The following is a 12,490-nucleotide window of genomic DNA, read 5'->3' as shown; positions in this document are numbered from 1 at the left end:
GGAATAAACATGAAATGCCATCGCTTAAATGAAGTTATTGAGCTTCTGCATCCTGTCTGGAAAGATAATTCAGATTTAAACTTGGTAGAATTATTGCAAAAACTGGCTGATGAAGCAGGTTTTAAAGGCAGTTTATCTGAGTTAACAGATGATGTGCTAATTTATCATTTAAAAATGCGTGGTTCGGATAGCAATGAAGCGATCCCGGGTTTAAAAAAAGATTATGAAGATGACTTTAAAACCGCTATTTTGCGTGCCCGTGGCATTATTAAAGACTAAAACGCGATGGACGAAATAGAACATTCGAATTTCCATTTTAGTGGAATCTCCCCTGACTTAATTTTAGACGCCTTAATGGAAGTCGGGGTTTACCCCGAATCAGGTCTGCTTGAATTAAATAGCTACGAAAATCGGGTTTATCAATTCCAAGACGAAAATCGGCAACGCTATGTGGTTAAATTTTATCGTCCTGAGCGTTGGAACCGTTCACAAATTCAAGAAGAGCACGATTTCACTTTAGAGCTTCGAGATGAAGGGCTGTCTGTCGCAGCGCCTCTTGAGTTTGCTGGGCAAACGGTATTGGAGTTTGGTGGGTTTATATTTGCAATTTTTCCGAGTATCGGTGGCAGACAATATGAAACAGATAACTTGTTTCAATTAGAAAGTGTAGGCCATTTGCTAGGACGTATACACCAAATTGGCCAGCGTAAAAATTTTGCATTTCGTCCGACAATGGGTCTTGATGAATATTTGGCACAACCTCGCCAAGTGATAGCTTCAAGCCCTTTGATTGCAGAACGCTATAAAGCTCAATTTATAGAGTCTTTAGATGCATTGATTGCACAAGTAAAATTACAATGGCCTGACTCTATTTCATCTATTCGCCTACAAGGTGATTGCCACCCAGGCAATATTCTGTGGCGCGATGAAGCTTGGCTGGTGGATTTTGATGACGCCCGAAATGGGCCTGCAATTCAAGACCTCTGGATGCTACTTAATGGCTCTCGCCAAGAACAAGTCATTCAATTGGATACGTTATTAGAAACGTATAATGAGTTTTGTGATTTTGATGTAAAACAGCTGAAGCTTATTGAACCTCTTAGAGCAATGCGTATGGTACATTATCTCGGGTGGATTATCCGCCGTTGGCAAGACCCTGCGTTTCCTCGAACATTTTCATGGCTACAAGCTGATGATTTTTGGCAAAAACAATCGCTCGAATTTAATCAACAGATTGAACGGTTGCAAGACGCCCCTTTGCAGTTAACCCCTCAGTTTTAACTTTTAAGTTTTTGTTTTTGGAGAATGTAGTCTATGAAAAAAATTATGTTGGCTTTGCTTGGTATTGCCATGTCTTTTAGTGCTGCAGCGGCAAACTACACGGAAGGTAAAGAGTATACTGATGTTAAAGCTGTACCAAATTTACCTCAAGTTCTGGAGTTCTTCTCGTTTTATTGCCCACACTGCTATCAATTTGAGAGCGTGTATAAAGTGCCTCAAACGGTAGAGAAAAACTTACCAGAAGGCGTGAAAATGGAGCGTTATCACGTTGATTTTCTTGGTCCTTTAGGTGCCGATTTAACTCAAGCTTGGGCCGTTGCGATTGTCTTGAAAGCAGAAGACAAAGTCACACCTATCCTGTTTGAAGGTATCCAAAAAACGCAAACTATCAACAGTAAAGCAGATATCCGTAATGCCTTTATCAAAGCAGGTATTTCTGGTGAAGAGTATGATGCAGCTTTAAACAGCTTCGTTGTGAAATCTATCGTTGCGAAACAGCAAAATGCAGCGCAAGACTTAAAACTACGCGGTGTTCCTGCATTATTTGTTGATGGTAAATACCAAGTTCGTAATAACGGCATCTCAGTTGATAACGCAGCGGACTACGGCAAAGAGTTCTCTAATGTTGTGAACTTCTTAGTAAATAAAAAATAATCGTAAATAGACGGTGGTATACTCGCCATCGTCTCTTTTTTCTATTAATATCCACAATTCAAAGACTTTCTCTCACCTGTATTAAACCCATTCAATTATGCGCTAACTCTTTGATTTTACTTTTCTGTTTATATTGTTAACAGCCATATTACTTGTTGAATTTACTGAGTAACACAAATTTACACACAAGCTTATCCACAGGATGTCAATCAGATACTTAGTTAATCGGCGTGATTAATTTCAACTAACTGTAATTAATGGTGTACTTATAATAGTGGATGATTTGGTGTGTTTTTAATTATCTAACTAAGCGGAATATAAAACTTGGGATGTATCTGAGGCCACATTATGGCATCCTATTGGTATTCGTTCCTGACTAAAAAGATGATGACAGATTATGGCTCAGATTGCAGAAAACCCTCTTATTTTGGTTGATGGTTCCTCTTACCTATACCGTGCTTACCATGCATTCCCTCCACTGACCAATAGTGCTGGTGAGCCTACAGGGGCAATGTATGGCGTGCTTAATATGCTACGTAGTTTAATTATGCAGTATAAACCTAGCCATGTAGCGGTTGTCTTTGATGCGAAGGGAAAAACATTTCGTGATGAATTGTTTGAGAGCTATAAGTCTCATCGCCCACCAATGCCTGATGATTTACGCGCTCAAATTGCTCCATTACATGAAATGGTGGAAGCGATGGGCTTGCCTTTACTGGTGGTTTCAGGAGTGGAAGCCGATGACGTCATCGGGACATTAGCCTGTGAAGCAAGTCGAAAAGGTATGCCAGTGTTAATTAGTACGGGCGATAAAGATATGGCGCAATTAGTTGAGCCTAACATTACGCTTATCAATACCATGAATAACACTATTCTAGGGCCTGATGAAGTCAAAGAAAAATACGGTGTTCCCCCTGAACTCATCATTGATTTTTTAGCATTAATGGGGGATTCGTCAGATAATATTCCTGGGGTGCCTGGCGTTGGTGAAAAAACAGCACTCGCTTTACTGCAAGGTATTGGTAGCTTAGAAGCAATTTATAATGACCTTGAGGCTATTGCTCCATTAGGTTTTAGAGGTTCTAAAACGTTAGCCTCTAAAATGGCGGAAAACCGTGATGTTGCTTTTTTATCATACCAATTAGCGACGATTAAAACGGATGTTGAGCTGGAAAAAACATGTGAAGAGCTACAAGTTGCTCAGCCAGATGTGGATAAACTGCATAAATTATTCAGCCGTTATGAATTTAAACGTTGGTTAGCCGATGTTGAAAATGGGACTTGGATGGAGGGGAAAGGCTCAAGTGCGAAACCTAGCCCAACACCAGCAGCGTCACCTGTGAAGCCATCAAACCCAACTGTGCCAACATTGTGTGCCGAAAATTACCAAACGATTCTAGAAAAAGCCGATTTAGAGTGCTGGGTTGAAAAATTAAGCAAAGCATCATTATTTGCTTTTGATACTGAAACCGATAGTTTAGATACCCAAGAAGCTCGTTTAGTGGGAATGTCATTTGCAATTGAGCCGGGGCATGCCGCTTATTTACCATTAGGTCACGATTACCTTGATGCGCCAGTGCAGCTTCCTCTGGAAGAGGTTTTGGAACTTATGAAGCCTATCCTTGAGAGTGAAAACATCCTCAAAATTGGCCAAAACTTGAAGTATGATGCAGAAGTTCTTGAAAATTATGACATCGAATTAAAAGGTATCGGTTATGACACCATGCTGGAATCGTATGTGTTAAACAGTGTTGCGGGGATGGGACGCCATGATATGGACAGCTTGGCCGATCGCCATTTGAACCATAAAACCGTGAGCTTTGAAGAAATCGCAGGTAAAGGTAAAAAGCAGCTGACATTTAACCAAATTGCTTTAGAAGAAGCCGCTAATTATGCGGCGGAAGATGCAGATGTCACGCTATTACTGCATCAAGCGTTATATCCACAATTAGAGGCTGAACCTAAGCTTAATCACATTTTCCAGAATATTGAAATGCCACTTGTGCCTGTGTTAGTCCGAATGGAGCGTAAAGGTGTTCTAATTGATGCTAACGTGCTTGCTGCGCAGTCAAAAGTGATTACCGCTCGTTTAGCTGAACTGGAAAAGGAAGCTTTTGAGCTTGCGGGGGAGGAGTTTAACCTCGCTTCACCAAAACAATTACAAACGATTTTATTCGAAAAATTGCAGTTGCCAGTGATCAAGAAAACGCCAAGTGGGGCAGCATCGACGAATGAGGAAGTGCTTGAAGAATTAGCGCTAAACCATGCATTGCCAAAATTGTTGCTTGAGCACCGTAGTTTAGCCAAATTAAAATCCACGTATACGGATAAACTGCCACTCATGATTAACCCGCGTACTCAGCGTGTTCATACTTCTTACCACCAAGCAGTCACAGCAACAGGGCGTTTATCTTCTCGGGATCCTAACCTACAAAATATTCCAGTTAGAACTGAAGAAGGCCGCCGGATCCGCCAAGCCTTTATCGCGCGTGAAGGCTACAAAGTGATGGCAGCGGACTATTCACAAATTGAATTACGTATTATGGCGCATTTATCCCAAGATAAAGGCCTATTAACTGCGTTTGCGGAAGGGAAAGACATCCATAAAGCGACAGCCGCTGAAGTCTTTGGTGTACCACTGGAACAAGTCACCAGTGACCAACGCCGTAGTGCCAAGGCGATTAACTTCGGGCTTATCTATGGCATGAGTGCATTTGGTTTAGCACGTCAATTAGGGATCCCTCGTGGTGAAGCTCAGCGCTATATGGATCTCTACTTTGAACGCTACCCTGGTGTATTGCGTTATATGGAAAACACACGCTTACAAGCTTCTGAACAAGGTTATGTTGAAACACTTGAAGGCCGTCGCTTATATTTAGCGGATATTAAGTCGAGTAATGGAATGCGCCGTAAAGCGGCAGAACGCGAAGCGATCAACGCCCCAATGCAAGGAACCGCAGCGGACATCATTAAAAAAGCCATGATTGCCGTTGATAATTGGTTGCAAACTGAAAAACCGCATGCAGATATGCTAATGCAAGTTCACGATGAATTGGTCTTTGAGGTCAAAGAGTCTGAATTAGAGCGTGTTCAAGCTCAGGTCCAGTCATTAATGGAACAAAGCATGAAACTGGATGTGCCATTAAAAGTGGATGTGGGAATTGGTGACAACTGGGATGAAGCCCACTAATTTTTAATCATATTGAATATATAGAACCTCCATTATGAAGAGACCCCCAAGAGTTGGATAACCAATTACTGGGGGTTTTTTACGTTTAAGCGAAGGTATAACAGATAATTATGCATTTGAAATTATTAACTAGAAATTCAATATAACTCTGCAATAAATCAATTATTTTTGTGATGACAGTCAAGAAAATGGTTAACATATTTATGCGACATACGTCTCATAAATATGTAATTAAAATCCGTTTTTTAGCTTATTTTATTCATATTTCTGTGCTGAATCGTAGAAAGCTTTGAAAAAAAATTACAAAAAGGCTTTTTTTCGAGCGAAAAATAAAGTACATTAATAGGCGTAGGGTACAGAGGTAAGATGTTCTATCTTTCAGACCTTTTACTTCACGTAATCGGATTTAGCTGAATATTAGCTGCTCCAGTCAAGTTTTTTGACTGGAGCATTTTTTTATCTAAAATTCAGTGGATTAGAATACGTAAGGGTGTTATGAGCCATTTCTGACTCACAACAAAAGAAATCAAGCCGGTGTGTTATACCAACTATCTAGCTTAATGCGGAGTTTATCGATACCAATCTTTTTCAGTGCTGAAAAGTATTCGACTTCAATATCCCCTTCAAGTGGAGCCAATGCTTGGCGAACTTCCATAAGTTGTTTTTTTCTTGCTCCAGAGGCCAGTTTGTCTGCTTTTGTGAGTAAAACTAAAACGGGTACATTCATCGCAACAGACCATTCAATCATTTGCATATCGAGGTCTTTTAATGGATGGCGGATATCCATTAATACAACAAGCCCCTTAATACATTCTCTCTTTTGGAGATATTCCCCGAGTGCTTGTTGCCATTTACGTTTCATTTCTTCAGGAACTTCGGCATAACCATAGCCCGGAAGGTCAACAAGGCGAACGCCTTCCTCAACTTCAAATAGGTTGATTAGCTGAGTTCTTCCTGGTGTTTTACTGGTACGTGCTAAGCTTTTTTGCTGTGTTAATGCATTCAATGCACTGGATTTCCCCGCATTAGAGCGGCCAGCAAAAGCCACCTCAATTCCAGTATCTTTAGGTAGATGACGGATATCGGGTGCACTGATGACAAACTTTGCCATCTGGTAGTTATGATTTTTAATTGCCATTTGTCGTTCTCCCTGAGTTAGCCTCAAAAGGCTCGGGGATTATAGCTTTGCTTAGCGCTTCCCGACAACTCGAAATCTCCTCTCAACCGCTTTTCTCTTGGAATCAGGTAATATTTTTCCTGTGTTGTGAGCCGCGCAATTGTAATAATAGAAAAATAGCCATTATTCATGACGCCTTTTGCTGAAAGTGGTCTAGAATTTAACGCATTTGATGCACTTTTGTTTTTGGGCGTAAATATAGGTAAATCTTCAGCATTCTTGTTAGCTTCACTCTAGAATTGCTTGATTGCAGTTGTAATGAGCTATAACGAAAGGGACCTTACATGTTAAAACGAATTTTTGTGCCACTTTTGGCCGTCTGCGCAATGAGCGCATCTTCTCTTGCTTTATCTGCGGGTGAGACTTATGTCAAGCTAGTCACGTCGGCGGGTGATATCGAATTAGAACTGAATAGTAAAAAAGCCCCTGTTACGACAGAAAATTTCGTTCAGTATGTTAATGAAGGTTATTACAACGGAACTACTTTCCACCGTGTTATTCCAGGTTTTATGATCCAAGGCGGTGGCTTTAATAAAGATTTACAGCAAAAGCAAACCCGTGCCCCAATCAAAAATGAAGCAGATAATGGCTTACGTAATTTGCGCGGTACTATCTCTATGGCACGTACTGCAAATAAAGACAGCGCAACGAGCCAATTCTTTATTAATGTTGCTGATAACGCGTTCTTAGACCACGGACAACGTGACTTCGGTTACGCCGTATTTGGTAAAGTGGTGAAAGGGATGGATGTTGCAGATAAAATCTCTAAAGTAAAAACGGAAAATGTAGGGCCATATCAAAATGTTCCTGTAGAGCCAATTACAATCATTTCTGCTGAAGTGATTAAAAAGCCTTAGTGATTAAAAAACAGTAGTAATTAAAAACTATCGTGTCGAATACAGTGGGTAGGTTGTTTTAACGTGCCCACTTTTTTTAAAATCCGCTTTTCCTTCCCCTTTGAGTTTCTCTTTATTCACTATGTTAGTTAAAATGTGTCAGTGCTTATTATGTTTTAATCGCCTTTTATTTCATTGTATTTAAAGTAATTCTCAATCAAAATGTGAGTTTGTTATAGGGATGTAAATATAATTCCATGATTTTTATATGGAAATTTTCTCTGAGAAAAAATAATCATTGACTTAAATAGGCTATTTTCCTGCTTTGGCTGTGCTATGATAGCCGCCCTTATTATTTTTATGGTGTTTTAATCACCGTTCTGATTGCCAACACAATAAAAATATGCATAAGAAATAATACATAATGATAAAAATCAGTCGGATAGGCTAATATGCTTCTACTTATTGATAATTACGATTCATTTACTTACAACTTATACCAATACTTTTGTGAGTTAGGGGCTGAAGTTGTTGTAAAACGTAATGATGAAATTACCATCGAAGAAATTGAACAGCTTTCGCCTACACATCTTGTGATTTCACCTGGGCCATGTACACCGGATGAGGCTGGCATCTCTCTTGAGGCGATAAAATATTTTGCAGGTAAGCTTCCCATTTTAGGTATTTGCTTAGGGCATCAAGCCATTGGGCAAGCTTTTGGTGCATCAGTTGTTAAAGCACGAGAAGTTATGCACGGTAAAACCTCTGCTATTCACCATAATCATCAAGGGGTATTCAAAGGCTTGAACCGGCCCTTGACGGTGACACGTTACCACTCTCTGGTAATTGCGGCAGAGACACTCCCTGTTTCTTTTGATGTATCAGCATGGTCACTGAATAATGGTGATGTTGATGAAATCATGGGAATACGGCACAAAACCTTGCCTATAGAAGGCGTTCAGTTCCATCCTGAAAGCATTCTGAGTGAGCAAGGCCATGAATTACTAAATAATTTTCTAAAATATTAATTTATAAATCTGGTTCAGAATAAATTAATTATGCATATTATGCCCTTTGCTATTGCTCTTTTTTGATTTTTTATTCATATTTAATGATTGTATTTTCATTATCGCATTAAATAAGAGCAGGTGAGGGGTATGTCAGAACAATACGCAGCAGCAGAACAACACGCAGTTAATCGGCAGACTTTCGATCAAGTTATGTTGCCTATTTTTTCGCCGGCGGAATTTATTCCAGTTAAAGGTGAAGGGAGTCGTGTTTGGGATCAGCAAGGTAAAGAATATATTGATTTTGCCGGTGGGATCGCGGTTCTTGCTTTAGGGCATTGTCACCCTAGTTTGGTGGCTGCTGTGCGTGAACAAAGCGAAAAGCTATGGCATGTCAGTAATATTTTCACCAACGAGCAGGCGCTAAAGTTAGCACAAAAACTTACGAATGCGACATTTGCTGACCGTGCGTTTTTTGTGAATTCAGGCTCAGAAGCTAACGAAGCCGCGTTTAAATTAGCGCGTCGCTACGCTATCACTAAATATAACCCATATAAAACGAAGATTATTGCTTTCAAACAAGCCTTCCATGGGCGCACATTATTTACCGTTTCGGTGGGCGGGCAAGCGAAATATGCAGATGGCTTTGGGCCAAAACCCGCGGATATTATTCATGTGCCTTTTAATGACCTTGATGCAGTCAAAGCGGTCATTGATGAAAATACTTGTGCAGTTGTCCTCGAACCGGTGCAAGGCGAAGGTGGCGTAACCGCAGCAACAGCAGAATTTCTGCAAGGAGTGCGCAAGCTGTGTGATGAAAATAATGCATTGTTGATTTTTGATGAAGTACAAAGCGGTATGGGGCGTACAGGTAAATTATTTTCTTATATGCATTACAACGTTGTGCCTGATATTTTAACCACGGCAAAAGCATTGGGTGGCGGTTTCCCTATTAGTGCAATGATCACCACGGAAGAAGTGGCAAAAACCATGGAGGTGGGTTCGCACGGCACCACCTATGGTGGCAATCCCTTAGCGTGTGCAGTAGGTAATGCAGCGTTTGATATTATTAATACTGAAGAAGTGTTAAAAGGTGTCGAAAAGCGTCGTGAGCTGTTTGTTGCCCATTTAAATAAATTGAACGATAAATACGGCATTTTTTCTGAAATCAGAGGAATGGGATTATTAATCGGCGCGGAGTTAGATGGCAAATTATTAAACCGTTCGAAAGATATTTTGCAAGCCAGTGCTGTAGAAGGTTTAATGATGTTAAATGCAGGCACTAATGTATTGCGTTTCACACCATCACTGATTATTTCGGAAGAAGAAATTAATAGTGGTATGGCGAAGTTAGATACGGCGATTGGTAATTTATTGAATTAGTGGTTTATTGAAAAGTTGCAGAGGCATTTCTGTCTCTGCAACTTGTATCGTTAATATTACGTTCTATTTCGGCCAGATATTTTTTATTGTATTTTTCGCTTTTAATTCTATTTGTTTTTGTTGCAATTGTTCTGGTGTGCTGGATATGGTGATGCCAGCAGCCAGACATTGACTGTTATGGGAATGTGAATAATTCACAACTGTTTTTTTCTGCATTAAACTACGATTGTTCTGTGTATTTTTGCCGTGACGTTCTTTTTACTATCTATTGTTTTTTGTTTAATTTCACTTGGCTGCTTGACGATAGTTTCTTCATTTGTAGATAAATCATCTAGAGGTACGTCAGTAAGAGTTATTGTATTTATAATGTATTCGTGTGACCTATGATGGAATTTATCAAGCAGAGTGAAATAGTTATTACTTAACTCCTCTAGCGAGTTTTTTAATTCTCTATTTTCGAGTCTTAGTGCTTTAACTAATGACGAATCTTCCATTTCATTGGTTTCGGGCTTCGCTAAAAAAGTTAATTCGTCATCAAAATCAAATGAATGGTTCTCATCATGATAAATAGGGGTGCCATCTTCATTATAGGTCATTAAAGTTTTTTCGTTGTAATTATTTAATGTTATATTATGAATTTTGCTTTTAATATAATCTAATTCATTAGTTAATAAATTTTTAATGGAGTGCTGTAAACTAATTAATGATTTTAAATTTTTATTTTTGTCTTCTATATCAGGCATGTCTAATATTTCATTGTATGATGATTTTAAGAAGGAGTGTTTTTTTTCTATACAGGCAATGCCTCTTTTTTTTGACTCATATTTTATATCTGACTTTAATTCAATAATATCATTTTTCATTTTTTGATATTCTTGTGTAAAAAAAATATTCTTATTTAATTCATTTAAACTGTATGTATAATAATCTATTAGGTCATTTTGTTCTGTTAGTATTTTGTTATTAACCAATTCTTCGTCATTATGACTGTCTATTTTCGATGCGTTGGTTATTGTCTTGCTAATGTTTTCCTTGATTTTTTTTACTGTTGGTGATATTTCAAATGACTTTTTAAGTAGTTCATTTTCTAATGATATTATTTTTTTTTGATTTAAATCAATTCTGAAGCGTAAATTGTTCTCGCTTTTTTGTTGTGCTATTCTTTTTAATTCCACATAAAACTTTGAATGTTCATTTATTTTGCATTTTTTATTAAAATTAAATAAGTGAATGATGCTATTTAATCTGGTGTTGCGTATTTTCTTAATAATAGGTAAATAATTTTCTACTATTTCTAGTATCATGTCTTTTTTAAAGAGGGAATTGTTTACATTTCTATTGGAGGTGCCTATGTGCATGCGATATCCTTAATTATTAGTTAATGTTGTTTTAGGTTGTCTCTAGGTCAATTAATATAATAAATCGATGGTTATAGCTTTTTATTTACATCAGTGTGAAATTTATTCCAGAGTTTTTTAGGCAATATCAATAGAGTTAATAGATGAAAATAATTCTACTAATTAGCCTGCTGACATTTTGTAACGTACTAATAATTGGTTGTTAGCCTCCATTTGGGCATCTATTTCAGCAATTATTTTTATATGGTTATTCATTTCTTGGGTCAATTGGTATTCTTTTTCTATTATTTTTAATAAATCAGAACTATTAACTAAAATTTTATTTTTTACTAAGTTATCTTTGCTAAGGCTGGTTTTCTGTGTGGTAATTTTACTCGATAAATTATAATGTTCTTTTATTCGTTGTGCTCTTAGTAATGATGACTTTGTTTGCGGTATATTTCCCTTGAACTCAAAAGTGGTTTTTGGCAAAGAGGTGATTCTTTGATTAGGCCGATTTTCTTCACAAGTTTTATAATGTATATAAACTAATTGTTTATTGAATTTGGTGTTTTTTTTGTATTTAATGCTATAGACCTCTCCTGAGTCGCTCTCATAGGGCGAATCAATACTCTCTAAACTACAGGAACGTGTTGGTTTTGGCGGGTTATCAGCGCCAAGTGGTTTTTTTCCCTGTGAAGAGGTGACCGTAAAAATTTTTTTGATGAAATCATCGGAGTTAATAATTTTTTTGAATAGTGTCGGATTATTCGATAAATCGCTTAGTGTGATACCCATAAATATTTCCCTAATTAATAAGATAATAATTATTATTCTATAGGGACAATCGGTAGGAAGAATATAAAGAAGCGATTTTACTAGAATTTAAGATGATAAATAATAGCCCAGCCAAAGGTGGCCAGGCTGAAAGGTTAATTAACGTGTGCCGTAAACAACGATGGTTTTACCGTGCGCGGAGATCAGGTTTTGATCTTCTAACATTTTTAGAATACGGCCGACTGTTTCACGGGAACAACCCACGATTTGGCCTATTTCCTGACGGGTAATTTTGATTTGCATACCGTCTGGATGTGTCATCGCATCAGGTTGTTTGGCTAAATTCAATAGAGTTTGAGCAATACGGCCTGTAACGTCTAAGAATGCGAGGTTACCGACTTTCTCAGATGTTGTTTGTAGGCGACTAGCCATTTGCGCAGAAAGGCGCATTAAAATATCAGGGTTAACCTGAATCAATTGACGGAATTTTTTATATGAAATTTCAGCAACTTCGCAGGCGATTTTTGCTCTAACCCACGCAGTACGTTCTTGCCCTTCTTCAAATAACCCAAGCTCACCAATGAAATCCCCCTGATTCAGGTAAGAGAGGATCATTTCTTTGCCTTCTTCATCTTTAATTAAAACAGCCACCGAACCTTTAACGATATAGTAAAGGGTTTCTGCTTTCTCACCCTGATGGATAAGAGTGCTCTTGGATGGATATTTATGAATATGGCAGTGTGACAAAAACCATTCAAGAGTAGGGTCTGTTTGTGGCTTGCCGAGAACCATTAGCGTTATCCTCTGTATGTTATTGCAGCCATTCGGAAAAACGTACTAGAAAGGCT

General features: G+C 38.3%; 11 protein-coding genes. 7 read left to right on the top strand and 4 right to left on the bottom strand.

The genetic code is table 11. The features are described 5' to 3' along the window. The first annotated feature begins 9 nt into the window (after nucleotides 1–9). The 4 genes from M1F25_RS20435 to polA all read left to right on the top strand — a co-directional run bounded on the left by M1F25_RS20435 (nucleotide 10) and on the right by polA (nucleotide 5,125). Nucleotides 10–279: a YihD family protein gene (locus M1F25_RS20435; RefSeq protein WP_004262581.1), complete on the top strand. Its 270-nt coding sequence runs from the start codon at nucleotides 10–12 to the stop codon at nucleotides 277–279. 6 nt (nucleotides 280–285) lie between these two features. After that, entirely contained in the window at nucleotides 286–1,281 is a 996-nt protein-coding gene (locus M1F25_RS20430) for a serine/threonine protein kinase (RefSeq protein ID WP_094960788.1), read from the top strand. Between the two features lie 33 nt (nucleotides 1,282–1,314). Next, nucleotides 1,315–1,935 (top strand): thiol:disulfide interchange protein DsbA, encoded by a 621-nt coding sequence (dsbA, locus tag M1F25_RS20425; RefSeq protein WP_004262579.1) that lies wholly within the window; start codon nucleotides 1,315–1,317, stop codon nucleotides 1,933–1,935. Nucleotides 1,936–2,332: 397 nt separating this feature from the next. Continuing rightward, nucleotides 2,333–5,125: a DNA polymerase I gene (gene polA, locus M1F25_RS20420; RefSeq protein ID WP_181488845.1), complete on the top strand. Its 2,793-nt coding sequence runs from the start codon at nucleotides 2,333–2,335 to the stop codon at nucleotides 5,123–5,125. Nucleotides 5,126–5,651: 526 nt separating this feature from the next. On the opposite strand, the gene yihA is transcribed toward polA, so the two are convergent. Next, nucleotides 5,652–6,263 (bottom strand): ribosome biogenesis GTP-binding protein YihA/YsxC, encoded by a 612-nt coding sequence (gene yihA, locus M1F25_RS20415; RefSeq protein WP_036958591.1) that lies wholly within the window; start codon nucleotides 6,261–6,263, stop codon nucleotides 5,652–5,654. Between the two features lie 323 nt (nucleotides 6,264–6,586). Here yihA and ppiA point away from each other — a divergent pair, with 323 nt between their 5' ends. The 3 genes from ppiA to M1F25_RS20400 all read left to right on the top strand — a co-directional run bounded on the left by ppiA (nucleotide 6,587) and on the right by M1F25_RS20400 (nucleotide 9,528). Beyond that, nucleotides 6,587–7,159 (top strand): peptidylprolyl isomerase A, encoded by a 573-nt coding sequence (gene ppiA, locus M1F25_RS20410; RefSeq protein ID WP_004262568.1) that lies wholly within the window; start codon nucleotides 6,587–6,589, stop codon nucleotides 7,157–7,159. Between the two features lie 431 nt (nucleotides 7,160–7,590). Continuing rightward, entirely contained in the window at nucleotides 7,591–8,166 is a 576-nt protein-coding gene (locus M1F25_RS20405; RefSeq protein WP_004265957.1) for an aminodeoxychorismate synthase component II, read from the top strand. A gap of 129 nt (nucleotides 8,167–8,295) precedes the next feature. After that, nucleotides 8,296–9,528 (top strand): aspartate aminotransferase family protein, encoded by a 1,233-nt coding sequence (locus tag M1F25_RS20400; RefSeq protein WP_181488843.1) that lies wholly within the window; start codon nucleotides 8,296–8,298, stop codon nucleotides 9,526–9,528. Between the two features lie 215 nt (nucleotides 9,529–9,743). On the opposite strand, the gene M1F25_RS20395 is transcribed toward M1F25_RS20400, so the two are convergent. The 3 genes from M1F25_RS20395 to crp all read right to left on the bottom strand — a co-directional run bounded on the left by M1F25_RS20395 (nucleotide 9,744) and on the right by crp (nucleotide 12,434). Then, nucleotides 9,744–10,886 (bottom strand): hypothetical protein, encoded by a 1,143-nt coding sequence (locus tag M1F25_RS20395; protein ID WP_181488841.1) that lies wholly within the window; start codon nucleotides 10,884–10,886, stop codon nucleotides 9,744–9,746. A 162-nt stretch (nucleotides 10,887–11,048) separates the two neighbouring features. Next, entirely contained in the window at nucleotides 11,049–11,663 is a 615-nt protein-coding gene (locus M1F25_RS20390; RefSeq protein ID WP_112307471.1) for a hypothetical protein, read from the bottom strand. 138 nt (nucleotides 11,664–11,801) lie between these two features. Beyond that, nucleotides 11,802–12,434, bottom strand: a complete 633-nt coding sequence (gene crp / locus M1F25_RS20385) for a cAMP-activated global transcriptional regulator CRP (RefSeq protein WP_004262556.1) — start codon at nucleotides 12,432–12,434, stop codon at nucleotides 11,802–11,804. Nucleotides 12,435–12,490 lie beyond the last annotated feature (56 nt).

The sequence above is a fragment of the Providencia sp. PROV109 genome (assembly GCF_033681625.1).
In the GTDB taxonomy this organism is placed as follows: Bacteria; Pseudomonadota; Gammaproteobacteria; order Enterobacterales; family Enterobacteriaceae; genus Providencia; species Providencia hangzhouensis.
The sequence above is the reverse complement of the archived record's forward strand: the minus strand, read 5'-3'. Positions and strand labels throughout refer to the sequence as shown.